Genomic DNA, 23,409 nt, shown 5'->3' with positions numbered 1-23,409 from the left:
CCGCCGTGTTGGTCTGCTTGCAGCAGCTAAACTGTGATGCTGGAGACCCACTTTCCGTATAAGACTTTATAGGTCTTTTTATCCGGTGCCAGGCCCTAGTTATGCACAATTTCCGCCATATTTTGTTTGTCAGTCACGGCCTCGAAGATGAGAGCGACGGTTTGCAACAGGCACTGAGTGTCGCGCGGGCCTGTTCTGCCACGTTGAAGGTATTTGCAGTTTGTCCCCGCCTGCCGAAGGATTTGCGCGAATACGGCCAGGTTTACGAAAAGGGCCTGGTGTCCGCAGTACAGCAATCGCTCGCTACCGCCTGCGAAAAACTTGGATTGGATGCCAATCAGCTGTCGGTGGAGATTGAGGTAAATTGCGGCAGCACACCGGCCGAGCGGATCATCCAGCAGGTCCTGGGTGATGGTTTTGATATGGTGGTGAAAAGTGTGGAGGGAAAGGAGCGGCTCAAAGGCTTCATGGCCATGGACATGGAGCTGTTGCGCAAGTGCCCCTGCCCCGTATGGCTGAGCCGGCCCAGCAAACACGCCGACAGAGAGGCCCGGGTGCTGGTGGCCATCGATCCCGAGTGCGAAAACAGCGACGCCTACGACCTTGCCATTCGCCTGTTGCGCCTGTCCCGGGCGCTCGCGGACGATGGCAGTGGCACCCTGCACATCGTTTCCTGTTGGGACTATGATGTCGACGCCTATCTCCGTCACAGATTCCCCATCGGTATTTCCGATGAGGAACTGGACAAGGCGGTGGAAGCCGCGGGGTCCCGGCACAGGGCCAAACTGGATGTGCTGATCAAGGCGTCAGGCATCGGCGGTGATCTGGAGATCCACCACACCATCGCGCGACCCGACCGTTTCATTCCGCTGTTGGTGGATGAGCGGCACTTCGATCTCCTGGTGATGGGCACTGTGGCGCGCACTGGTATCCCCGGTTTTATCATGGGAAATACGGCGGAAAATATTTTGCAGAAGGTCAGCTGTTCACTGCTGGCGTTGAAGCCGGTAAGCTTTGTTTCCCCGGTGGGACATGAATGAGTGACGGCTGTGGGGGTGCTTGCGCGGCTGGGTCATTATTAACCCGGCAACTCAATAAGTTGCCGGGTTAATGTGCGACAAAGATGCGCCACGCTCGGGCGGATTTACTGCTGGGATTTGACCTGGACGATCCACTCGTCCACCAGCTGCTCCAGCACATCCAGTGGCACAGGGCCGTTGGCCAGAATGGTGTCGTGGAAAGCGCGGATATCAAACTGGTCGCCCAGGGCTTCTTTGGCTTTTTCACGCAGTTCCACAATCTTCAGCATGCCGATTTTGTAGGCAGTTGCCTGGGATGGCATGACGATATAGCGCTCTATGGCCTTTACCACATCTCCCTGAGGGTTGGGGGTGTTTTCCGCCAACCAGTCGATGGCCTCCTCCCGGGTCCACTGTTTGTCGTGAATTCCCGTGTCCACTACCAGGCGTCCGGCGCGCCACAACTCCATCGCCAGGCGGCCGAAGTCGGAGTAGGGGTCTGAATAGAAGCCCATCTCTTTCGGCGCCAGTTCCGAGTAGAGGCCCCAGCCCTCGGTGTAGGCGGTATAGCCGCCGAACTTGCGGAACTTGGGCACACCCTCCAGCTCCTGCGCGATGGAAAGCTGCATATGGTGGCCGGGGATGCCCTCGTGGTAGGCCAGCGCCTCCATCTGGTAGGTCGGCATATTCTTCATATCGTACAGGTTGGCGTAGTAGATGCCGGGGCGGGAACCGTCCGGTGCGGGGCGCTGATAAAAGGCCTTGCCGGCGGATTTCTCCCGGAAGGGCTCCACCGCCTTGACCGTCAGATCGGCTTTGGGTTTGGTGATGAAGAGTTCGTCCAGGCGGCCCTTCATGGTGTCGATCAGCTGGGTGGCCTCCCGCAGGTAGCGCTGCTTGCCCTCTTCGGTATTGGGATAGTAGAACTGGTCGTCGGTGCGCATGAATTCAAAGAATTCCTGCAGGCTGCCCTCGAAACCGACCTTCTCCATGATCTCGCGCATTTCACCGTGAATACGCTCCACTTCCTCGAGACCGATTTCGTGAATTTCGTCGGCGTCAAGGTCAGAGGTGGTGGTGCGCTGCAGGGCAAATGCATAGAAGTCGTCGCCCTGGGGAAATTTCCAGGCGCCGTCGTCGGTGTTGGCCTGCTGCTCCAGTTTTTGCAGGTAGGTGATCAGGTTGTCGTAGGCCGGCTTAAGGCTCTGGGTGAGCGCCGTTTCCGCCTTGTCGATCAGGGCGGTCTTTTCCTCGTCGGGGATATCCAGTTTGTTCACTTTACCCTTGAAATCCGCCAGCAGGGTGCTGTCGTCACCGCCCTCAAAGGGGGCGCCCTTGAGCAGATTGCGGCTGTCGCTGATGACATAGGGGAACACGAACTTGGGGGCGATGATGCCCGCGTCGGCGCGCTCCTGTAGATTGGCGATGAGCTGATCGAATTGTGCCGGCAGGGCGTTGAGGCGCGCTATGTAGTCTTCGGCCTGCTTGGTATCGGCGATGCTGTGCTGGTTGATCAGCAGCGAGGGCACACTGGAGTGGGCACCGAACATCTGATTGACCGGGTAGTTGTAGAGGCGCCACTTGTAACCCTCTATATCCTGCTCCAGGTTGCGCTTGGCCAGCTCCAGGCTCAGACGGGTGGAGTCGTCGAGTTTGCTGGGGTCGATGGCCTGCAGCTCTTTTAACTGGCGCTGGTTGATTTTGTGGGTCTCGGCGGCGAATTCCGGCGAGCGGTCATCCCACTTGTCGTAGTCTTCCTTCATGCCCAGGAAAGTCTTGAACTCCGGGCTGCGCTTCAGGCGTTCCTGAAAAAAAGCCTCGAACATTTCGTTGGCTTTGGCGATGGACGCGGCGTCGCCCTCCTGTGGTGACGATTTAGCCTCGGTGTTCTCGTCGCTTTGTGCGGCGCTATGGGAGTTGGCCGCTTGCTCTTCGGTCGCGGGGGCTTCGCTCTTTCCGCAGCCCGCTATAACCAGCGCACTGATGGCGGTGGCAATCAGGGTCTTGTTCAGGTTCATGTGTGTTTCCGATTGTCTGCTCGTTGTTATTTTGGCTTTGCCTCGGGCTGAGGTTGTTACCCTGCGGCCGATGCACGAAGCGGGCCCTGAGCTCGCTTCGTGCACCTGTGATTAGGCGGCGAAATTCTGGTTGACGAAATCCCAGTTCACCAGTTGCCAAAACGCTTCCATGTATTTTGGTCGCAGGTTGCGGTAGTCGATGTAGTAGGCATGTTCCCAAACGTCGCAGGTGAGCAGGGGTGTATGACCCGCCTCGGTCAGGGGGGTGGCCGCGTTGGACGTGTTGACAATGGCCACGGTGCCATCGGACTTCTTCACCAGCCAGGTCCAGCCGGAGCCAAAATTGTTGACGGCGCTGGTGGTGAATTCCTGCTTGAAGTTATCAAAGGAACCGAATGCGGCGTCGATAGCCTGGGCCACCGCACCAGTGGCTTCGCCACCGCCGTTGGGGCTCAGGCAGTTCCAGTAGAAGGTGTGGTTCCATACCTGTGCGGCGTTGTTGAACACACCACCGGAAGAGGACTTGATGACTTCTTCCAGGGATTTGTCCGCATCGGCGGTGCCTTCCAGCAGGCCGTTCAGCTTGTCGACGTAGGTTTTGTGGTGCTTGCCGTAGTGATATTCCAGGGTTTCCTGGGAGATGTGGGGTTCCAGGGCATTCATTGGGTAGGGGAGTTCAGGGAGCGCATGCGCCATGGTGTCGTCCTTCGTTAAGTCTCGGTTGGTGAATCCGCACAGTTTACACCTGTCGGCAGATAGAATTAAGGAACCTCTGAATTAGTGTCAACAGGCCCTAATTCAGTACTGTCTTAGCGGAGCCTGTAAGCCGCTTCCAGGTCGAATACAGAACGGGAGAGGGGGCCCCCGCAACCGCGGGCGCGCCGGCGGGCCCCGATGAAAACCGCTTACTTTTTCGTCAGTTTCTGGTATAAATGCCGCTGATTTCGACTGTTAACCGGCCTTGTGCCTGCGGCCTATGCCGCGGACCCGGCCCATCCAAATATCGGGTAGTTACGACAATGCAACGCAGAGAGCCGACGCTGGGCGGCGGAACCCCCATAGAGCCGCAACTGGATGACAAACCCATTGGCCGCGGTCGCATGGCCGCAGAGGCGGACAGGGTGGATGAGGGCAGTGGTGGCGGTGTTTCCGTTGTTGGTGTCGTGGCCCTGATTCTGGCCCTGGCGGGCGTTGGCGCGGCGGCGTTTCTGTACAAGCAGTGGCAGTTGACCCGGCTGGAGCTGGTGGATGCGGACAAGCGCATAGCCGAGCTGGAAAAGCGGTTTGAACTGTCGGACGAGGAATCCACCGCTTCGGTGGAGGTACTTAATGCCAAAGTGAAGGAAAACAGCTCCGAGATCCGCAAGCTCTGGGGTGTGTCCTACGACACCAACCGCAAAGCCATCGCCGCCAACAAAAGTGACGCCGCTGCAGCCAGGAAAGAAGCGGCGGCCCTGGCGGGCAAACTGAACGGCCTGACCGCAAGCGTCAACAAGATCGCCGCGGTGGAGTCCGCCCTCAACGAGCTGCGCAGCTCCAGTACCGCCAGCGCGCGGGATACCAAAGATACGCTGACCAAGCTGGAGCGCCAGCTGGCATCGGTGCGCAGCGATCTGACCGCCCGGGTGGGCGCCAATGAAGAGGCGGTTGAATCCATCGATACCTATCGGCGCTCCGTCAACAAGGAACTGGTGCAGTTGCGCGACGCTATCCGCAACCTGCAGTCCAGTGGCTCAACCGCTTCCTCCCTGTGAGCGCCGGCTCCACAATCCTCCCCTCCCGGCTGTTTCTTCCGCTGGGTCACGGCGGCTGACGGCCGGGGCTGCGCCTGCAGGCGCAGCCAAATCGTGTAGAATCGCCGGCCTCGAGACGTTAACCGGAGCCGGCCATGACCACTATCCGCCAGGATGACCTGATCGACAGCATCGCCGACGCGCTGCAGTTCATTTCCTACTACCATCCCCGGGACTTTATCCAGGCCCTCAACCAGGCCTACGAACGGGAGGCCAATCCGGCGGCCAGGGATGCCATGGCGCAGATACTGATCAACTCGCGCATGTGCGCCCAGGGTCACAGGCCCATCTGCCAGGATACGGGGATTGTGACTGTAAAACTGAAGGTGGGCATGAAGGTCCGCTGGGATGCGGACATGAGCGTCACAGACATGGTCAACGAAGGGGTGCGCCGGGCCTATAAAAACGCCGACAATCTGCTGCGCGCCTCCATTCTGGAGGATCCGGACGGGGCCCGCAGGAACACCGGGGACAATACCCCGGCGGTGGTCCACTATGAAATCGTGCCCGGGGACAGCCTGGAGGTCTATGTGGCGGCGAAGGGCGGCGGCAGCGAGGCCAAGAGCAAATTTGCCATGCTGAATCCCTCCGACTCGGTGGTGGACTGGGTACTGAAAATGGTGCCGCAAATGGGGGCCGGCTGGTGCCCGCCGGGTATGCTGGGCATCGGTATCGGCGGAACCGCGGAGAAGGCCATGCTGCTGGCCAAAGAGTCCCTCCTGGACCCCATCGATATCCAGGAACTGCAGCAGCGCGGCGCCACCAGCCGCGCCGAAGAACTGCGCCTGGAACTCTACGACAAGGTCAACAGGCTGGGGATCGGCGCCCAGGGCCTGGGAGGGCTGACCACGGTTCTGGATGTAAAAGTCAGGGATTTCCCCACCCACGCCGCCAACAAGGCGGTGGCGATCATTCCCAATTGTGCCGCCACCCGTCACACCCACTTTGTCCTGGATGGCTCCGGGCCGGCACAACAGGTGCCGCCCTCACTGGCGGACTGGCCGCAGGTCACCCGCGAGGCCGGCGGCGGCACCCGCCGGGTCGATCTGGATCAGGTCACCCGCGCCGATGTGCTCAGCTGGCAGCCGGGAGAGACATTGCTGCTGAACGGCAAGATGCTGACCGGTCGCGACGCCGCCCACAAGAAGATGGTCGATATCCTTGCCAAAGGGGAAAAACTGCCGGTGGATCTGGCCGGCCGCTTTATTTATTACGTCGGGCCGGTGGACCCGGTACGCGACGAGGTGGTGGGTCCGGCCGGCCCTACCACGGCCACGCGTATGGACAAGTTCACTCGCACCATGCTGGAGAAGACCGGCCTGCTGGGTATGATCGGCAAGGCCGAGCGCGGCCCGGCCGCTATCGAGGCAATCCGTGATCACCAGGCGGTGTACCTGATGGCTGTGGGCGGCGCCGCTTACCTGGTGGCACAGGCCATCAAGAGCGCTCGGGTAGTCGCCTTCCCGGAGCTGGGTATGGAGGCTATCTACGAGTTCGAGGTGGAGGATATGCCCGTCACTGTGGCGGTAGACAGCCGGGGTGAGTCGGTTCACGACACGGGGCCGCTGATCTGGAAGGCGAAGATCGAGGAGAGCGCTGTTTGAGCCGTTGAGTCTCGATAGTAAAAAGCCGGGCTTGTAACAACAAGTCCGGCTTTTTTTGTGGTTTGTCCCCGATTGCAATAGTGCCGGGGTTTGCGGACATGTGCCGCAGCCCCCGGCTGGGAAAAGCCAGGGAAGGCTTTTCAGTAACCTATTTTTTATTCGGCAACTAAATAAATTGCCGGGTTACTCGTCAGACTGTTTTTCCTCCAGCTTCGCCAGCATCAACTCGCGGATGACGGGCACGGGGGCATTGCCGTAGCTGAGAAACTCCTCGTGGAATTCTTTCAGGTCGAAGTCGTCCCCCAGTTTTTTCTTCATTTCGTCACGCAGTGCGAGAATGTCGGAGTAACCGGCGAAATAACTGGTCAGCTGTACCTGGCTGAGGGTTGCGCGGCGCCATTTGCCCATGGCCTCGGCTTTCTGCTGGAAGCCCTGGCGCACCATCAGGTCCATGGCCTGCTGCTCGTCGATGCCTTTCACCTGAATCTCATAGTCGAGAATTGTATTGATCACCGTGCGCAGGTTCCACTTGTAGTACATCAACCAGAGTTCCGGTGAAAAATTGCCGTAGCCGGCTTCCAGCATCATCCGTTCCGTGTACACCGCCCAGCCCTCCACCATGGCACCGTTGCCCAGGATGCTCTTGATCAGGCTGGGGGATTTGTTGGCGTACACCAGCTGTGTGTAATGGCCGGGTATCGCCTCGTGAATATTGAGAATCTGCATCAGGTAGCTGTTGTACTCGCGCAGAAAACTCTCCGCCTGCTCGTCGGAAAAATCCTCGATCGGCATCACATTGTAGTAGGTGTTGGCAGTTTTATCGTAGGGCCCCGGCGCATTGATTGAGGCCACGGAAAAGCCGCGCATATAGGGCGGGGTGGTGCGTACAACCAGCGGTTTGTCCGGGTCCAGGGTGAGCAGGTCTTTTTCGTTGACGAAGGCGATCAGCTCCGGGATCTGTTTTTCCACCTCGGCTTTGAAAGTGGCCTTGGTGGCGTGATTTTCCGACAACTTATCCAACACCTCAGCGGTCATTTTCAAGGGGTCTTCGGGGCGCGGCTGGTCGGGAAAATACCTTGGCCACAATTCGCTGGCCAGCTCCGCCATCTTGGCGTGCAGCCGGTCCTTCTCTTGCAGGGCGCGCTGATAAAGTTCCTTGCCCGTCATGCCGATCTGGATATCGTATGCAAACTTCTGTTCGTACAGGTCCTCGCCGATGCGAAAATCCTTGTAGTCTCCGGAGTCGTCGAGATCCCCCTGCATGCCTTTCAGGAAGTCGACGTAGCCCTGGATGGCGTCCCGGGTTGCAGCCAGGCGCTGCGTGAAGAGTTGTTTTTCCTCGGCGCTGAGGCCGCTGTCCGCGAGTTGCTGTTCCAGTTCCTCGCCGAACACACTGAGGGCGCCTTCATTCTGCTGAATCGCCAGCAGCAGCTGGGGCGCCGCCGGCTTGCGCAGCGATTGCTGCGCCGCCTGGTAATAAGCCGGGACTTTTTCCATGCGTTTGCTGAAGGTGCGCAGTCGTTCGTCCAGGGGCGCGTATTCGGTGTTGATAATCAGAGCGAAAGGGTGGGAGACGTTGTACTCTGCCGGATTCCATTCGTGGGGTTTGAACTGCGCGACCTCCCACTCCATGCGGTCGAGAAAATTTTCGATCAGAGCCAGGTCACTTCTGTGGGCGGCGTCGAGCTGCGACCTGTCGATGTTCCTGAACTTGCGTAGGTAGCTATTCGAGAAAGTCACCACACGCTCGCGAAAGTCCCGGTCGGGCACTTCCATCTGATCCGCCACCTCGTAGTAGCCGGCACTAATTCCCCAGGAGGGAAACAGCTGCCACAGCTCCTCCACCATCTGGTCCGCCAGCTCTTGAAACTCGCGATTGGCCTCCGCTGTCTCCAGTTTGGCGGTACTGCTTTCAGTGCCGTTGACGTTTTCCGCCATTTCACCATTGGGCTTGGCCACCGGGTCGCGCTCGCAAGCAGTCAGCGCCAGTGCGACCAGCAGCAGGGGGATTACCTGTTTCATCTCATTCCTCATTTGTACCGGGCCTCTGGCCAGTAAAGCTAGCAGAAACAGCGTTGCGGATCATGTGCAGGTTCGACCGGGTTATTTAGGGCCTGTTGACACTAACTGAGTTGGCCCTGTTGTGACAGAAAAGGTGCCAATCGAGGCAAGAGGAGAGAGGTTTGGTTGTTCCAAATGAACGACAAGCAACGAAGAGTGGTGCCTTTTCCGGCACAACCCGGAGGGCTGCCACTGGTTTCGCGCCCTGCGGCGTTAGAAATTGCTCATGTGGACCCACCACACAGCGCAATTCCCGCCTTGCAGGCCACAAAACCAGTGGCAGCGGGACTATCTCAGTTAGTGTCAACAGGCCCTAGGTCAGGGGGGATTTTTGGTGCTGCGTTGCATAAAAAACGGCACTGGCCACATAAAATCCCTTTTTGTGGGCCGCGCTTGTTTCACCGCATCGCGGCGGGTAGAGTTGGGGCCCAAATCGCCCGGGGACCATCTAGTGGGGTGCAAGAATGTGCCGCCGCCGGGGCGGAGGCCGGCGCAGGCCCTTGAAAGGCGAGCGATTCCGCGTGATAGCGCAGGTTTCCAAGGGCGACAATCCACTGGGTCAGGGATCACCCGTCGGATTGCCGGATAAATAAGTCACTTTCTCGAGGATTCAGCCATGACCGAACTTGCCGAGCAACAATGTGAAGCCTGCCGCGCGGACGCACCACTGGTGAGCGATGAAGAACTCGCCCAGTTGATGCGCGAAATTCCCGACTGGACGCCGGTCAGCCGCGACGGGATCATGCAGTTGGAGCGGGTCTTCAAGTTTCGCAATTTCAAACAGGCCCTGGCCTTCACCAACCGTGTCGGCGCCATCGCCGAGGAGGTGGGGCATCACCCGGCGCTGTTGACCGAGTGGGGCAAGGTCACCGTTACCTGGTGGAGCCACGAGGCCAAAGGACTGCACAAGAACGACTTTATCATGGCGGCGCGCACCGACCGGCAGTTAGAGGCGGAGTAGCGGCCAAGCCGCCTCCACCTGCACTCCGTCGTTTCCGACCGGCCCGGGTTCACCCGGGTGGGCGGAAACGACCAATTGCGGGGTTACTATGACCGAGTATTTGTCCACTGTATTGTGGCGGCGCGACGGCGAGGCCTTCGTCGACGGCAATTACAGTCGTGGTCACACATGGCGTTTTGACGGCGGCCTTGAAGTGCCTGCGTCGTCGTCGCCGCACATAGTCCCGCTGCCTTATTCCGTGGCGGAAAACGTCGATCCGGAAGAGGCGTTCATCGCCGCGATCTCCAGTTGTCACATGTTGTTTTTTCTCTCCATTGCCGCCGGGCGGGGGTTGGTGGTAGACGAATACCGGGATGAGGCGCAGGGAGTGATGGAAAAGGTTGCCGGCGGCGGTATGGCCATAACCCGTGTGACGCTGCGGCCACAGCTGACCTTTGCCGGTGACAGACAGCCGTCGCGGGATGAGCTGGAGAAGTTGCACCGGCTTGCACACCGGCGTTGTTTTATCGCCAATTCAGTCACCAGCGAGGTAGTGACCGAGATTCCTTAACGCCTCTTACCCCTGCCCCGTCTGCTGACCGGCACCGTAAACCGCCCACAGCAAAAACTCCCGGTTGCCGTCGCCACCGGTTATGGGGCTGTCGATATAGTCCTGGACACTCAGTCCCAGTGATGTGCAGAGAGCGCAAATCCGGTCGCGTACCTGTGGGTAGAGGCCCTGGTCCCGAACCAGGCCGCCCTTGCCGATGTCCCTGGGGTTTACCTCGAACTGCGGCTTGATCAGTGTCAGTAACTGGCCACCAGTCTCCAACAGCGCCGGCAGCCTCGGCAGGATCAGGGTCTGGGAGATGAAGGATACGTCCATGACGATGGCGTCGAAGCCTTCATCGCCGAAAGGCGCCAGCTGTTCTGCATTCAGGTGGCGTGCGTTGACGCCCTCGAACAGGTGCATGCGCGGGTCCCGCTGCAGCTTTGGAGCCAGCTGGCCGTGACCCACGTCGACTCCCACCACCAGCGCCGCGCCCCTCTGGAGCAGGCAGTCGCTGAAACCGCCGGTGGAGCAGCCGATATCCAGCACCTTCCAGCCACAGGGGTCCAGTCCAGTCTGGTCGAGCAGGGCCGCCAGTTTCACACCGGCGCGGGAGACATAGCTGTCCTCAGGCAGTGGCTCGACCCTGAGTTCCTCGCTCTCGCCGATGCACTGGCTGGCTTTCCGGGCCTGGCTCCAGTTGTCGCCGGTACCCACCATCACTCTCCCCGCGTCAATCAGTTTGCGCGCATGGGTGCGTGAATTTGCCAGCTGGCGCTGTACCAGCAAAACATCGAGGCGTTTCATTGGTGTCTATCGGGTTGGGAATACATGGTCGTTGAAGTAACTGCCATGCTAACCTCTGGCCCCTTACCTTAGAAGCTCTATTCTTAAACAGGAGGTGAGTAGTGGATGGCCAAAAGAGTTCTCGGTAAGTTCAGGATTCGCAAAGGCAAGGTGTTTGAGGCGCCATTGGAAAATGCCTTTGGCCGTCTGGTCACCCCGTTTGAAGAGTTTATTCACCGCCAGAGCAGCAGTGGCCTGCTGCTGATTACCTGCGCCATGATCGCGCTGTTTATCGCCAACTCCCCACTCCAGGATGCCTATAAACATCTGCTGCACAGCCCCATAGCGCTCCAGGCCGGTGACTGGCGTTTTTCCCTGTCGTTGCACCACTGGATCAATGACGGCCTCATGGCCATCTTCTTTTTCCTTGTGGGCCTGGAACTGAAACGGGAATTCCTGGTGGGCGAACTGTCGGAACTCAAGCAGGCGGTGCTGCCGGTTTTCGCAGCCATCGGCGGTATGCTGGTCCCGGCACTCATCTACGCCGCCCTGAACGGCGGCACCGAAGCGGCGCGGGGCTGGGGCATCCCCATGGCCACCGATATCGCTTTTGCGGTGGGCTGCATTGCGCTGCTGGGCAACCGGGTGCCGCGCTCGGTGGTGACTTTTTTGGTTGCGCTGGCCATTGTCGATGACCTGGGCGCGATCCTGGTTATAGCCATCTGGTATACGGACACGGTCAACACAGTGGCGCTGGTGGCGTCTGGCCTGCTGGTGGGCATCCTGTGGCTGCTCAAGATAGCCGGTGTATGCCGCTCGCCGGCATATATTTTCGTGGGGGTCCTGCTCTGGTATGAACTCTATGTGACCGGCATCCACCCGACCCTGGCCGGGGTGGTTACGGCCATGGCACTGCCGGCCAAACCCAAATACGATCCCGTTGCCTTCAGCACCTTTGTCAAAGACATCATCCGCAGTTTTGACCGCAGCTTCCGCCCGGGTGACAAGATCATTGCCAACGATGCGCTGCGGGCCAGGGTGATGGCACTGGGTAACGGCGTCAATCTTGCCCAGTCGCCACTGCAGCGCATGGAGACCCGCCTGCATATCCCGGTGGCATTTATCGTGATGCCCATTTTTGCCCTGGCCAACGCCGGCATTCCCATCGACAGCTTTACCAGCTCCAAGGCGGTACTGAATCCGGTGACCCTGGGGGTGATCGCGGGCCTTGTGGTCGGTAAGCTGGTGGGCATAGTGGGAGCCACCTGGGTGGGCTGGCGTCTCGGGCTGGGCAGGTTGCCCAGCGGCGCCAGCTTTCACCATATTGTCGGTGTGGCGCTGCTGGGTGGCATAGGGTTTACCATGTCGATATTTATTACCGAGTTGGCTTTTTTCGACAACGAGGAGCTACTCGTCCAAGCCAAAGCAGGGGTGCTCTTGGCGTCCCTGATTGCCGGTATCGGTGGCTTCCTGATCCTGCGCCAGGCGCCGGTTTGCGAGGACGAGGGCGATGAATCCTACCCGGAAGAGGAAGTGGATCAGCAGCGCCCGGGCGAATACTGAGCCGCTATCCCCGCCCGGGCTTCCGGCGGCCAGCGATGCGCGGCGGGTGTGGAATTTTTGCAGCCATCATTTTTCGGCTGCTTGGAACCTATAACCAGGGGGTGAATCATGAACCTTTTTCGCTGTGTGACCAGAGTGTTGGTCACCGTCTCCTTACTGCTGGCGGTTGCTGCCTGTGGCCAGAAGGAGCCAGTCCCTTCTGTGGACCCAGTGGCTGAAAAAGTGCCTGAGATAGAGGGTGAAGCTGTCGGTGGCGGGGATTTCGGCATCCATATGGACCAGCTGGCGGAAGACTATGTGCGCCTGGTGCTGGAGCTGGGCAATCACGATCCCCACTATGTGGATGCCTATTACGGCCCCGCTGATTGGAAGGACGCCGCGGCGGCGAGCTCTGCAACGCCGCAACAACTGTCCCGGCGGGCGGAGCAACTGTGGGCGCAGTTGCCGGAGAGCGAAGCGGCAGACGACAGTCTGGAACGGCTCCGGCAGCACTATCTGAAGACGCAGCTGCGCGCTGTCATGGCCTATGCGCGCAGCCTGGCGGACGGTGGCGGTCAGCGGGATTTCGATCGCGAAGCTGCGGCCCTGTACGATACCCAGCCACCCAAACAGCCGTATTCCCACTTCGAGCCGGTGCTGTCGGAGCTGGATCAATTATTGCCGGGTACCGGGCCATTGCAGGCGCGACTCGAGGCGTTCCGGCAGCGGTTCGTGATTCCGCCGGAGAAAATGCCGGCGGTGTTCCGGGCCGCGATCGAAGCCTGTCGCGAGCGCACCAAAAAATATTTGTCTCTCCCCCGCGATGAACATTTCGTACTCAGCTATGTAACCGATAAACCCTGGAGCGGTTACAACTGGTATCAGGGTGGCGCGCAAAGTCTGATCCAGATCAACACCGAATTGCCGGTGACCATAGACAGGGCTATTGATCTCGGTTGTCACGAGGGTTATCCGGGCCATCACACCTACAATGCACTGCTGGAGCGGGAGTTGGTGGACAAGCGCGGCTGGGTTGAATTCAGCGTGTACCCCCTGTTCAGCCCCCAGTCGCTGATCGCCGAGGGCAGCGCCAATTACGGAATCGAACTGGCGTTTCCCGGTGGGGAAAAGACCCGATTTGAAAAAGAAGTGCTTTACCCTCTGGCCGGGTTGAACCCGGCCGATGCGGACAGCTATGCCCGTGTGCTGGGGCTGCTGGAAAAACTCAGGTTTGCCGAAAATGAGATCGCCCGCCAATATATCAATGGCGAGATCGATGGCGACAGGGCGGTGGAGCTGTTCCAGCAAGTCACCCTGATGAGCCCCGCAAAGGCCCGGCAGCGCCAGCGTTTTGTCGACACCTACGGCGCCTATGTCATTAATTACAACTGGGGCAAGCAGCTGGTGGGGGATTACGTCCAGCGGGAGGCGAGCACCGACGAACAGCGCTGGCAGCGTTTTACCAAATTGCTTTCCTCCCCGCGACTGCCATCCTCCCTGAGTTGGTAATTTTCCCCGGGTTGTACCGAATCGGGAGACTTTTTCCCACAGTGGCGGTGGCCCTATGGGACCGCCAAAGGGCCATAGCTTTTTATGGTGGCGGCACAAGGCGGTGACCTGGCATGGAGCAATGGATAGGTGGAGGCGATGAATCTGGATACTGAGCTGGCGGAGCAGATAGCGGAGCGGGCCCTGGCCCTCGGGGAGGAACTGGACAGGCTGCAATGGCGCGTCACCGCCGCCGAATCCTGTACCGGTGGCGCCATCGCGGCCGCGATCACCTCGGTGGCGGGAGCCTCCCAGTGGTTTGATGGTTCTGTGGTCAGTTACGCCAACCGGATCAAGCAGAATCTGCTGTCGGTGTCCCAGCGGGACCTGGAACAGCTGGGAGCGGTGAGTGAAGAGGTCGCCCGGCAGATGGCCAGCGGTGTGCTGGCACTGATGGACGCCAATATCGCAGTGGCGGTGAGCGGCATCGCCGGCCCCGATGGCGGCACTGAGGACAAACCGGTGGGGACTGTCTGGATAGCCCTGGCCTCTTCCCAGGGCCAGGAACCTGTCTCTATCGACGCCCGCTGTTTCCATTTCCACGGCGACAGATCCCGGATCCAGGAACTGACCGTGGCCGAGGCGCTGGCCATGATGTTGGCACTGGTACGACGGCAGGGAGCCGCTCCGGAGGCCGCCGCGGAGGAATCCTGATTACTGGTTGCTTATACAGTAATCCTTGGTTAAGCTTCCCTGCAACCAACAACGATCAAGCGGATGGAAAGGGACATGGACTCCAACAAAGACAAGGCACTGAAGGCGGCGCTGACGCAGATAGAACGCCAGTTCGGCAAAGGTACGGTCATGCGGATGGGGGACAGGGAGCGCGAGCGTATCCCGGCCATCTCCACCGGCTCCCTGGGCCTGGATGTGGCCCTGGGTATCGGCGGTCTGCCGCGCGGGCGCATAGTGGAAATCTACGGCCCGGAATCCTCCGGTAAAACCACCCTGACCCTGCAGGTGATCGCCGAGGCGCAGCGCAATGGCGGCACCTGTGCTTTCGTGGATGCGGAGCATGCCCTGGATCCCATTTATGCCGAAAAACTCGGTGTCAATGTCGACGAGTTGATCGTGTCCCAGCCGGATACCGGCGAGCAGGCCCTGGAAGTGGCCGACATGCTGGTGCGTTCCGGCGCCGTCGACGTGTTGATCGTCGACTCGGTGGCGGCGCTGACCCCGCGGGCGGAAATCGAGGGGGAGATGGGCGATTCCCACGTCGGCCTGCAGGCCCGCCTGATGTCCCAGGCATTGCGCAAGCTCACCGGCAATATCAAGAACACCAACACACTCTGTATCTTCATCAACCAGATTCGCATGAAGATCGGTGTGATGTTCGGCTCCCCGGAGACCACCACCGGGGGCAACGCACTCAAATTCTACGCCTCCGTGCGCCTGGATATTCGCCGCATCGGTGCGGTCAAGGAGGGCGACGAAGTGGTGGGCAACGAGACCCGTGTGAAAGTGGTCAAGAACAAGGTGGCGCCGCCCTTCAAGCAGACCGAATTCCAGATCATGTATGGAGAGGGCATCAACCTGCTGGGCGAGATCGTCGACTACGGGGTCAAGCTGGGTCTGGTGGACAAGGCCGGTGCCTGGTACAGCTATAAAGGGGACAAGATAGGCCAGGGCAAGGCCAATGCGGTCAAATTCCTGCGGGAAAACCAGAGTCTCCGCGATGAGATCGAGGGCCAGTTGCGTTTGCAATTGCTGGGCGACCAGGTGCCCGCGGTCGAGGATGCCGTAGAGGCTCCGGAAGGTTAAGATCTCGCAACAAGTGTTTTAACAGGTGTCTTCCCTTAGCTCCCCGGAGCGGGCCCTGTTCCAGGCGGCGCTGGAGCTGTTGTCGCGCCGGGAGCATTCCCGCCAGGAACTTTGCCAGAAGCTCGCCAATCGTTTTCCCGTCGCCGACTTCGAGCTACTGTTTCAGCGGCTCGAAGAACTCAATTATCAATCCGACCAGCGCTTTGCCCAGGTGCTGGCCCGCTCCCGCCTTCAGCGCGGCCAGGGACCGCTGCGTATTCGCCGCGAACTGCAGCAGCGGGGCGTAGCGGATGATTGCATCGCCACAGCGCTGGAGCAGCTGGAGGTGGACTGGTATGCCCGGGCGGTGGAGGTTCTACAGCGCAAATTTCCCGTTCCGGTCAGCCCCGCTCTACCCCGGGAGCGGCAGCTGAAAGAGTGCTCGCGCCGGCAGCGCTATCTCGCTTACCGGGGTTTTCCGGGCGACGCCATTCAATGGGCGTTGGCGGCGGAAGTTTAGCGCCGAGGCGGTATACTCCGGATACAAAGATAAGAGTAAGGAGTCGCCGTGATTCTCTCCATAGATCAGGGCACCACCGGAACCACCGCCTTTGTCTTCGATACCCGGGGCGGGCTATTGGGCCGCGCCTATGCCGAGCTCCCCCAACACTATCCGCGCCCCGGCTGGGTTGAGCACGACGCCAGCGAAATCTGGAACCTGGTCCTGCGTGTCTGCACTGAAGCACTGGAGTGCGCCGGCGCCGGCGCCACCGGGGTTTCCGCCATCGGCATCACCAACCAGCGCGAGACCACGGTCCTCTGGGACCGCCAGTCCGGCCGGGCGGTTTGCCCGGCGATCGTCTGGCAGTGCCGCCGCTCAGCGGAAATCTGCACAGAGTTGCAGCGGGCGGGCAAGTCGGATTACCTGCGGCAAAAAACCGGACTGTTGCTCGACGCTTATTTCTCTGCCAGCAAATTGCAGTGGATTTTTCGCGCTCAACCGGAACTGCTCGCGCGGGCCGAAGCCGGAGAGCTGTGCTTTGGCACCATCGACAGCTGGCTGATTTGGAAGCTGAGCGGAGGCCGGGCCCATGTCACCGATCACACCAACGCCAGCCGCACCCTCCTGTACGATATCGAAGCCCGTGGCTGGGATACGGATTTGCTGGCGCTGTTCGGCTGTCCCGACGCCATATTGCCGGAAATCCGGCCCTCGGCAGGACTGTTTGGACACACGGAGGCGGAAGTTTTTTTCGGTGCGGAGATCCCCATCTGCGGCGTTGCCGGCGACCAGCAGGCGGCGCTCTTCGGCCAGGGCTGTACTTCGCCCGGCAGTATCAAGAATACCTACGGCACCGGCTGTTTTATGCTCGCCTACGGGGGTGCGGAAAGGCCCCGGGCGCCGCGCGGGCTCCTGACTACCATTGCCTGCGACCCTGCCGGCGCCCCCGCCTATGCTCTGGAAGGCGCAGTGTTCAATGCTGGGTCCGCGGTGCAGTGGTTGCGGGATGGGTTGGGCCTGATTCAGCAGGCGGCGGATACCGAGGCCATTGCGGAAGGGGTTGCCGATACCAAGGGCGTTTATCTGGTGCCGGCATTCAGCGGGCTGGGCGCCCCCCACTGGGACCCGTCCGCCCGGGGCATGATCTGTGGCCTCAGCCGCGGTTCCGGCAGGGCCGAACTGGTGCGCGCCACACTGGAGTCCATCGCCTACCAGAGCGACGAACTGGCACAGTTGATGGCTGACGCCCTGGGGGTGAAAATCAGTTGTCTACGGGTCGACGGTGGCGCCAGTGCCAACAATTTCCTGATGCAGTTCCAGGCTGACATCTCCCGGGTGCGAGTGGCACGGCCGCAGCAGATAGAAACCACCGCTGTGGGCGCCGCCCTGCTGGCGGGCATCGGCGCCGGCATATGGCCGGCGGGTGCCCTGCCGCAGGGACCACTGGAGATTGAGCGGGATTTTGAACCGGGGATGTCGTCAGCGCAGCGGGACGAGCTGATGGGTGGCTGGCGCAGAGCGGTCGCCGCCTGCCGAAATTTTTGAAGGGAACACCGATTATCCAGTCATATTTAATGGAGGTGGTCAGGTGAGTACAGGGACTGAATTGCAGGAGACAGTCGCGGACCTCGTGGATGGTAGCCGGGGGGTGCTGGCCGCGGATGAGAGCAGTGGCACCATTGCGAAGCGGTTTGATTCCATCGGCGTCGAGTCGACGGAGGAACTGCGGCGCTTCTACCGCTCCCTGCTGTTGTCCACCGAGGGGCTGGAAAATTACGTCAGCGGCGTCATCCTGTTCGAGGAGACCCTCGGCCAGAGGGACGACGCTGGTGTCCCGCTGCCGCAGCTGGCTGCCGTTCGGGGCATAGTCCCCGGTATCAAGGTGGATAAGGGCAAGGGGCCATTGCCCGGCGCCCTGGGGGACATGATCACCTACGGGCTGGACGGCTTGGCGGAGCGTTTGGCCGGCTACAAGGAGCAGGGGGCGCGATTCGCCAAATGGCGCGAAGTCTACCCTATTGGCCCCTGCAACCCCACGCGGCTGGGGCTCACCGCCAACGCGGAAATGCTGGCCCGCTACGCCGCCGTGTGTCAGGCCTGTGGCGTGGTGCCCATAGTGGAACCGGAGGTACTGATGGACGGGGACCACAGCATAGAGCGCAGCGCCGAAGTGAACGAAGCGGTCTGGCGCGAGGTTTTTGCTGCGTTGGGTCGTCACGGCGTTGTACTGGAGTTGCTGTTGCTCAAACCGAGCATGGTGACACCTGGTGGGGACAGCCCCCGTGCACCGCCGCAGCAGGTGGCCGAGTACACGCTGCGCAGCTTGCGCCGAACGGTGCCCGCGGCGGTGCCCAGCATCAATTTTCTTTCCGGGGGCCAGGGGCCGGAGGAGGCGACGGCCAATCTGAATGCACTCAACAGTTTGCGGCAGGCACCCTGGCAGTTGAGCTTTTCCTACGGCCGGGCGCTACAGGAGCCCGCCCTCAAGGCCTGGGGAGGAAAACGCCAGCACGCAGCCGCGGCGCAAAGAGCCCTGCTAAAGCGGGCGCGCCTCAACCACCTGGCTGTGTTGGGGGAGTACCAACAAACTCTGGAACAGGCGTAAACCGCTATCGTAATTTGAGGACCTTTGGTTAAAGCGGGGCAATATCTGGGGTTGTGCCGAATGAATCAGAGGTTCCCTGAACCCTAACAATAATGACAGGCAGATGGGGTGTTACATGCTATTTCTGTGTGGAGACGAGCGGCTTCACTATCGCCGCTGGTGGGTGGAGGGCGCCCATGGTGTTGTCGTCATTGCCCATGGCCTGGGGGAGCACAGCGGCCGCTACCGGCGCCTGGCGCTGGATCTCAACCGGGCGGGCTACAGTGTGTATGCCCTGGATCACTACGGTCACGGGCAGTCCTCCGGCAAGCGCGGACATGTGGATGAGTTCGCCCACTACGGCGATCAGCTGCAGGAGTTTGTGCTGCTGGCCAGGCGCGACAACCCCGCTACGCCGATTCACCTGTTGGGCCACAGCATGGGTGGAGTCATCGCCTGCGACTGTGTCCAGCGCTTCAAATCCGTGGACAGTCTGATACTGTCTGCGCCCGCCTTCAGGGGGCTGCAGGAGCCCGGAAACCTGGTGCGGGCCCTGATCAGTGTGCTGGCGCGACCGCTGCCCCGGTTGACTCTGCCGAACCGGGTGGACCCGCGTTGGCTCAGCAGGGACGAGGCGGTGGCTGAGGCCTATCGAAAGGACGAGCTGGTACACAACCGGGTATCTCTGCGCTGGTTCACAGATTTTCTGCGTCAGCGGGATCTTGTGATTGCCCGCCTGGGGCAGATTCGTGTGCCCTGTCTGTTGCTGTTGCCCATGTCGGACCGGTTGGTGGACTCGCTCTTTACCCAGGGCCTATTCGAGCGTATCGGCAGTGCGCAAAAGTGGTGCCATGTCTTCCCGGGCGCCTACCATGAGTTATTTAACGAGGCCTGCGGCGAGCCGGATGCCGTCGAGTTGCTGCGACAGCACCTCGCCGCCCTGCAACCCCAGGCGGAGGCCCTGGCCAGTGTGTGAATCGGGCCCTGCGGGGCCCCGCAGCCAGTGAAAAAACACCGCAGTCGTAGTAGTATACGCGGTCATTTTGGCCGCCGGCAGGCGATGTTTGGGTGAGGCATGGATAAGAAATTACTGAGCTTGCTGGTCTGTCCCGTCAGCAAGGCACCGCTGGAGTATCGCGAGGATGCCCAGGAGTTGATTTGCACGGCCAGCGGTCTGGCCTATCCGATTCGCGATGGCATTCCCGTTATGCTGGAATCTGAGGCGCGTCAGCTGAGCGCCGAGGAAAAACTGGACAAGAAGAAGTAGCTGCCATGTCCGCCCCCAGTGTATTCAGCAGTATCATCGCCGGTGATGTGCCGGCGGAAAGGGTCTACGAGGACGACCTTTGTATCGTCATCCGCGACAGGGCGCCGCAGGCGCCCACCCACCTGCTCATCATTCCGCGAAAACCCCTGGTCAATCTGTCCGAAGCGGATCTGGCCGACCGGCCGCTGCTGGGGCACCTGATGTGGGTCGCGGGTGAGTTGGGTCGCCGGTTTGAACTGGACGGATTCCGCCTGATCGTGAATAACGGCCGCAGTGCCGGGCAGACGGTCTTTCACCTGCATCTCCACCTGTTGGCACAGCGCGAAATGTGCGAGCGGGATCTGGCGCGAGCGCCCTGAACCGCCTTTGTGTCCGCCTCACCGAACAATCGAATTTTGACTAACCAACTGGAAATATGCCGGATGAAAAGCGCACAGATTCGCGACGCCTTTCTGAATTACTTTGCCGAACAGGGCCATACCTTGGTGCCTTCCAGCTCCCTGATTCCCGCCAATGATCCGACCCTGCTGTTCACCAATGCGGGTATGGTGCAGTTCAAGGACACCTTTCTGGGTCAGGAGGCGCGCCCCTACAGCCGCGCGGCCACCTCCCAGCGCTGCGTGCGCGCCGGGGGCAAGCACAATGACCTGGAGAATGTGGGATACACGGCCCGCCACCATACTTTCTTTGAGATGCTGGGCAATTTCAGCTTTGGTGACTACTTCAAGCGCGATGCGATTCGTTTTGCCTGGGACTTCCTCACCAAGGTCCTGAACCTGCCCCAAGAGCGCCTTTGGGTGACCGTGCATATCAGTGATGATGAGGCTGCGGACATCTGGCTGAAGGAAGTGGGAGTCAGTCCTGAGCGCTTTTCGCGGCTCGACGAGGACAACTTCTGGCAGATGGGTGACACAGGTCCCTGCGGCCCCAGCTCCGAAATCTTTTACGACCATGGTGAGTCAGTGCCCGGCGGTCCGCCCGGTTCCGACGACGACGATCTCGACCGTTATATCGAGATCTGGAATCTGGTCTTCATGCAGTACGAGCGCACCGCCGATGGCGAGTTGCACCCACTGCCCAGGCCCTCCGTGGATACCGGCATGGGGCTGGAGCGTATCGCGGCCGTGATGCAGGGGGTGCACTCCAACTACGACATAGACCTGTTTCAGGCACTGCTGCGCGCCGCCGGCCGGATAGTCGGCTGCGACGATCTGCAGGAGAAGTCTCTGCGGGTGATCGCCGATCACATCCGCTCCTGCGCCTTCCTGATCGCCGATGGCGTAATGCCCTCCAACGAAGGCCGCGGCTTTGTGCTGCGCCGTATCATCCGCCGCGCCGTGCGCCACGGCCACAAGCTGGGCCACAAGGACATCTTTTTTTACCGGCTGGTGGATGCCCTGGCTGAGCAGATGGGTGACGCCTACCCGGAGCTGCGCGAGAAGCAGCAGTTTATCGAGCGGGCGTTGCGCAAAGAGGAAGAGCAGTTCGCCAAGACACTGGATAAGGGGTTGGCCCTGCTGGAGGACGCCCTGGGCTCCCTCGAAGGCAGCGAGATACCCGGCGCCCTGGTATTCACCCTGCATGACACCTATGGTTTCCCCACCGACCTGACCCAGGATATTGCCCGCGAGCGGGGTCTGTCCCTGGATATGGACGGCTACGAAGCCGCCATGGAAGCCCAGCGTCAGCGCGCCCGTGCGGCCGGCAAGTTCAAGCAGGACTATACCGAAGTGCTGGACCTGGAGGGCAGCACTGAATTTCTCGGCTATGACGCCACCCAGGCAGAGGGCAGGGTGGTCGCCATTGTCAAAGACGGCGAGCGGGTAGAGCGGTTGTCGGAGGGCGAAGAGGGCGCTGTCATTCTGGATCGCACTCCTTTTTATGCCGAATCCGGCGGCCAGGTAGGCGACAGCGGTTACCTGAGTTCGGCCACCGGGCGCTTTGAAGTGCGTGACTGTACCCTTCAGGGTGGCCACCACCTGCATACCGGTAAGGTACTGCAGGGGGCGATTCAGACTGGTGACCGGGTCGGTGCCCAGGTGGCGGCCGAAGTGCGTCAGGCCACCGCATTGAACCACTCCGCGACCCATCTGCTGCACGCGGCGCTGCGCAAAGTGCTGGGCGAACATGTGACCCAAAAGGGGTCTCTGGTGGACTCGGAGCGGTTACGCTTCGACTTTTCGCACCCGGAGGCGGTCACCACCAAGCAGCTGCACGCTATAGAGGCTCTGGTAAATACGCAGATTCGCGCTAATGTACCGGTGTGCACGGAGGAAACGGATATCGAAACCGCCCGCGCCATGGGTGCCATGGCCCTGTTTGGCGAAAAGTACGGCGATCGGGTTCGGGTATTGTCCATGGGGCAGCGTGAGGACGGGGCCCCGTTTTCCGTCGAGCTGTGCGGAGGTACCCATGTGCGGCGCACCGGTGATATAGGTCTGCTGCGAATCGTCAGTGAGAGTGGTATCGCCTCGGGGCAGCGGCGTATCGAAGCCCTCACCGGTGCCCACGCACTTTCCCTCTTCGACCAGGCACAGCAGCGCCTCGAACATATCTCCGCGCTGCTCAAGGCCCACCCCGACACCCTGGTGGAGAAAGTCGAGCAGCTGTTGGCGAACAACCGCAAACTGGAAAAAGAGATGTCCCGCCTCAAGACCAGTTTGGCCGGTGGTGCCGGTGCCGACCTGTCCAGTCAGGTAGTGGAGGTGGCCGGTATCAAGCTGCTGGCCGCCGCTATTGACGGTGCCGACTCCAAATCCCTGCGGGATATCGCCGATCAGATGAAGAACAAGCTGGGCAGCGGCGTGGTGCTGCTGGCCGCACCGGGTGAGCATAAAGTGGCGCTGGTGGCTGCGGTCACCAAAGACCTTACAGATCGTATCGCCGCCGGCGAGCTTATGCGTTATGCCGCCGCACAGCTGGGTGGCAAGGGCGGCGGTCGCGCGGATATGGCGCAGGGCGGCGGTACCGACGTGGCGGCGCTGGCGGGGATGTTGTCCGGGCTTCCGGCCTGGGTAGGGGATCACCTGCGCAAGTAAAATGGAAAAAACCCCTGTGGTCAGCAATTTTTGAGTTGATTTGGGGCGGCAATAGTGATTTAGTGCGCGGCTTGGGTGAGATTTGACCCGCGCATCAGCAGGCGGGCGTAACGGGATACACAGAAATCTATGAGCTTGTTCGTGCAGAAATACGGCGGTACCTCGGTGGGTTCTATCGAGCGTATCGAAGTGGTCGCCGACAAGGTTGCCGCATTTCGCGCTCAGGGCCACGAGATGGTCATTGTGCTCTCCGCCATGAGTGGGGAGACCAACCGGCTGATTGATCTCGCCAGTCAGATCCAGGAAAAACCCGATCCCAGAGAGCTGGATGTGCTCGTCTCCACCGGCGAGCAGGTCACCATCGCGCTCCTGAGTATGGCGCTGAAGAAGCGCGGCTATGACGCCTGCTCCTACACT

Annotated in this window: 21 protein-coding genes (1 of these 21 cut by a window edge); 17 read left to right on the top strand and 4 right to left on the bottom strand. The window is 60.6% G+C overall.

Translation table 11 applies throughout. The features are described 5' to 3' along the window. The first annotated feature begins 101 nt into the window (after positions 1-101). Positions 102-1,040: a universal stress protein gene (locus tag AB1S50_RS06530; protein WP_367149713.1), complete on the top strand. Its 939-nt coding sequence runs from the start codon at positions 102-104 to the stop codon at positions 1,038-1,040. A gap of 104 nt (positions 1,041-1,144) precedes the next feature. Here the strand turns inward: AB1S50_RS06530 and AB1S50_RS06525 are convergent, their stop codons facing one another. After that, positions 1,145-3,037, bottom strand: coding sequence for a DUF885 domain-containing protein (locus AB1S50_RS06525; protein WP_367149712.1), 1,893 nt, complete (start codon positions 3,035-3,037; stop codon positions 1,145-1,147). Positions 3,038-3,148: 111 nt separating this feature from the next. Further along, entirely contained in the window at positions 3,149-3,733 is a 585-nt protein-coding gene (locus AB1S50_RS06520; RefSeq protein ID WP_367149711.1) for a superoxide dismutase, read from the bottom strand. A gap of 323 nt (positions 3,734-4,056) precedes the next feature. Here AB1S50_RS06520 and AB1S50_RS06515 point away from each other — a divergent pair, with 323 nt between their 5' ends. Both AB1S50_RS06515 and AB1S50_RS06510 read left to right on the top strand, forming a co-directional pair. Then, positions 4,057-4,791: a hypothetical protein gene (locus AB1S50_RS06515; protein ID WP_367149710.1), complete on the top strand. Its 735-nt coding sequence runs from the start codon at positions 4,057-4,059 to the stop codon at positions 4,789-4,791. A gap of 134 nt (positions 4,792-4,925) precedes the next feature. After that, entirely contained in the window at positions 4,926-6,434 is a 1,509-nt protein-coding gene (locus AB1S50_RS06510; RefSeq protein ID WP_367149709.1) for a fumarate hydratase, read from the top strand. A gap of 183 nt (positions 6,435-6,617) precedes the next feature. Here the strand turns inward: AB1S50_RS06510 and AB1S50_RS06505 are convergent, their stop codons facing one another. Then, complete coding sequence (locus AB1S50_RS06505; protein WP_367149708.1) at positions 6,618-8,456, bottom strand: DUF885 domain-containing protein; 1,839 nt, start codon at positions 8,454-8,456, stop codon at positions 6,618-6,620. A 655-nt stretch (positions 8,457-9,111) separates the two neighbouring features. On the opposite strand from AB1S50_RS06505, the gene AB1S50_RS06500 reads away from it, so the two are divergent. Both AB1S50_RS06500 and AB1S50_RS06495 read left to right on the top strand, forming a co-directional pair. Further along, positions 9,112-9,456 (top strand): 4a-hydroxytetrahydrobiopterin dehydratase, encoded by a 345-nt coding sequence (locus AB1S50_RS06500; RefSeq protein ID WP_367149707.1) that lies wholly within the window; start codon positions 9,112-9,114, stop codon positions 9,454-9,456. A gap of 88 nt (positions 9,457-9,544) precedes the next feature. Beyond that, positions 9,545-10,006: an OsmC family protein gene (locus AB1S50_RS06495; RefSeq protein WP_367149706.1), complete on the top strand. Its 462-nt coding sequence runs from the start codon at positions 9,545-9,547 to the stop codon at positions 10,004-10,006. 6 nt (positions 10,007-10,012) lie between these two features. On the opposite strand, the gene AB1S50_RS06490 is transcribed toward AB1S50_RS06495, so the two are convergent. Further along, positions 10,013-10,792: a TlyA family RNA methyltransferase gene (locus tag AB1S50_RS06490; protein WP_367149705.1), complete on the bottom strand. Its 780-nt coding sequence runs from the start codon at positions 10,790-10,792 to the stop codon at positions 10,013-10,015. Positions 10,793-10,897: 105 nt separating this feature from the next. Here AB1S50_RS06490 and nhaA point away from each other — a divergent pair, with 105 nt between their 5' ends. The 12 genes from nhaA to AB1S50_RS06430 all read left to right on the top strand — a co-directional run. Beyond that, positions 10,898-12,334: a Na+/H+ antiporter NhaA gene (gene nhaA / locus AB1S50_RS06485; protein WP_367149704.1), complete on the top strand. Its 1,437-nt coding sequence runs from the start codon at positions 10,898-10,900 to the stop codon at positions 12,332-12,334. Between the two features lie 108 nt (positions 12,335-12,442). Then, positions 12,443-13,822: a hypothetical protein gene (locus tag AB1S50_RS06480; RefSeq protein WP_367149703.1), complete on the top strand. Its 1,380-nt coding sequence runs from the start codon at positions 12,443-12,445 to the stop codon at positions 13,820-13,822. 138 nt (positions 13,823-13,960) lie between these two features. Further along, on the top strand, positions 13,961-14,515 hold the full coding sequence (locus tag AB1S50_RS06475; protein WP_367149702.1) for a CinA family protein: 555 nt from the start codon (positions 13,961-13,963) through the stop codon (positions 14,513-14,515). 75 nt (positions 14,516-14,590) lie between these two features. Continuing rightward, the gene (gene recA, locus AB1S50_RS06470; protein WP_367149701.1) at positions 14,591-15,622 is read left to right on the top strand and encodes a recombinase RecA; all 1,032 of its coding nucleotides are present in this window, start codon (positions 14,591-14,593) and stop codon (positions 15,620-15,622) included. A 25-nt stretch (positions 15,623-15,647) separates the two neighbouring features. Then, the gene (locus AB1S50_RS06465; RefSeq protein WP_367149700.1) at positions 15,648-16,121 is read left to right on the top strand and encodes a regulatory protein RecX; all 474 of its coding nucleotides are present in this window, start codon (positions 15,648-15,650) and stop codon (positions 16,119-16,121) included. A 48-nt stretch (positions 16,122-16,169) separates the two neighbouring features. After that, complete coding sequence (glpK, locus tag AB1S50_RS06460; protein ID WP_367149699.1) at positions 16,170-17,648, top strand: glycerol kinase GlpK; 1,479 nt, start codon at positions 16,170-16,172, stop codon at positions 17,646-17,648. Between the two features lie 43 nt (positions 17,649-17,691). Further along, positions 17,692-18,708 (top strand): class I fructose-bisphosphate aldolase, encoded by a 1,017-nt coding sequence (locus tag AB1S50_RS06455; protein WP_367149698.1) that lies wholly within the window; start codon positions 17,692-17,694, stop codon positions 18,706-18,708. A 115-nt stretch (positions 18,709-18,823) separates the two neighbouring features. Next, a complete protein-coding gene (locus AB1S50_RS06450; RefSeq protein ID WP_367149697.1) occupies positions 18,824-19,663 on the top strand; it encodes an alpha/beta hydrolase in 840 nt (279 codons plus the stop codon). A 99-nt stretch (positions 19,664-19,762) separates the two neighbouring features. After that, positions 19,763-19,954, top strand: a complete 192-nt coding sequence (locus AB1S50_RS06445) for a Trm112 family protein (RefSeq protein WP_367149696.1) — start codon at positions 19,763-19,765, stop codon at positions 19,952-19,954. A gap of 5 nt (positions 19,955-19,959) precedes the next feature. Then, positions 19,960-20,313, top strand: a complete 354-nt coding sequence (locus tag AB1S50_RS06440) for a histidine triad nucleotide-binding protein (protein ID WP_367149695.1) — start codon at positions 19,960-19,962, stop codon at positions 20,311-20,313. A gap of 63 nt (positions 20,314-20,376) precedes the next feature. After that, on the top strand, positions 20,377-22,992 hold the full coding sequence (gene alaS, locus AB1S50_RS06435) for an alanine--tRNA ligase (protein WP_367149694.1): 2,616 nt from the start codon (positions 20,377-20,379) through the stop codon (positions 22,990-22,992). Positions 22,993-23,121: 129 nt separating this feature from the next. Beyond that, positions 23,122-23,409 carry the 5' end (the start) of an aspartate kinase gene (locus AB1S50_RS06430; protein WP_367149693.1) on the top strand. The gene runs 951 nt beyond the window's last position, so only the first 288 of its 1,239 coding nucleotides appear in the window; the start codon lies at positions 23,122-23,124; its stop codon lies off the right edge, out of view.

It is taken from the genome of Microbulbifer discodermiae (assembly GCF_040742695.1).
Taxonomy (GTDB): Bacteria; Pseudomonadota; Gammaproteobacteria; order Pseudomonadales; family Cellvibrionaceae; genus Microbulbifer.
The sequence above is the reverse complement of the archived record's forward strand: the minus strand, read 5'-3'. Positions and strand labels throughout refer to the sequence as shown.

What these genes read in the sequence shown, in the direction of transcription:
- AB1S50_RS06525 (WP_367149712.1), bottom strand. Translation starts at nt 3,037, where the DNA reads ATGAACCTGAACAAGACCCTGATTGCCACCGCCATCAGTGCGCTGGTT.
- recA (WP_367149701.1), top strand. Translation starts at nt 14,591, where the DNA reads ATGGACTCCAACAAAGACAAGGCACTGAAGGCGGCGCTGACGCAGATA.
- alaS (WP_367149694.1), top strand. Translation starts at nt 20,377, where the DNA reads ATGAAAAGCGCACAGATTCGCGACGCCTTTCTGAATTACTTTGCCGAA.
- AB1S50_RS06510 (WP_367149709.1), top strand. Translation starts at nt 4,926, where the DNA reads ATGACCACTATCCGCCAGGATGACCTGATCGACAGCATCGCCGACGCG.
- AB1S50_RS06505 (WP_367149708.1), bottom strand. Translation starts at nt 8,456, where the DNA reads ATGAAACAGGTAATCCCCCTGCTGCTGGTCGCACTGGCGCTGACTGCT.
- AB1S50_RS06515 (WP_367149710.1), top strand. Translation starts at nt 4,057, where the DNA reads ATGCAACGCAGAGAGCCGACGCTGGGCGGCGGAACCCCCATAGAGCCG.
- nhaA (WP_367149704.1), top strand. Translation starts at nt 10,898, where the DNA reads ATGGCCAAAAGAGTTCTCGGTAAGTTCAGGATTCGCAAAGGCAAGGTG.
- AB1S50_RS06480 (WP_367149703.1), top strand. Translation starts at nt 12,443, where the DNA reads ATGAACCTTTTTCGCTGTGTGACCAGAGTGTTGGTCACCGTCTCCTTA.
- AB1S50_RS06530 (WP_367149713.1), top strand. Translation starts at nt 102, where the DNA reads ATGCACAATTTCCGCCATATTTTGTTTGTCAGTCACGGCCTCGAAGAT.
- AB1S50_RS06450 (WP_367149697.1), top strand. Translation starts at nt 18,824, where the DNA reads ATGCTATTTCTGTGTGGAGACGAGCGGCTTCACTATCGCCGCTGGTGG.
- AB1S50_RS06520 (WP_367149711.1), bottom strand. Translation starts at nt 3,733, where the DNA reads ATGGCGCATGCGCTCCCTGAACTCCCCTACCCAATGAATGCCCTGGAA.
- AB1S50_RS06475 (WP_367149702.1), top strand. Translation starts at nt 13,961, where the DNA reads ATGAATCTGGATACTGAGCTGGCGGAGCAGATAGCGGAGCGGGCCCTG.
- AB1S50_RS06440 (WP_367149695.1), top strand. Translation starts at nt 19,960, where the DNA reads ATGTCCGCCCCCAGTGTATTCAGCAGTATCATCGCCGGTGATGTGCCG.
- AB1S50_RS06445 (WP_367149696.1), top strand. Translation starts at nt 19,763, where the DNA reads ATGGATAAGAAATTACTGAGCTTGCTGGTCTGTCCCGTCAGCAAGGCA.
- AB1S50_RS06500 (WP_367149707.1), top strand. Translation starts at nt 9,112, where the DNA reads ATGACCGAACTTGCCGAGCAACAATGTGAAGCCTGCCGCGCGGACGCA.
- AB1S50_RS06495 (WP_367149706.1), top strand. Translation starts at nt 9,545, where the DNA reads ATGACCGAGTATTTGTCCACTGTATTGTGGCGGCGCGACGGCGAGGCC.
- AB1S50_RS06490 (WP_367149705.1), bottom strand. Translation starts at nt 10,792, where the DNA reads ATGAAACGCCTCGATGTTTTGCTGGTACAGCGCCAGCTGGCAAATTCA.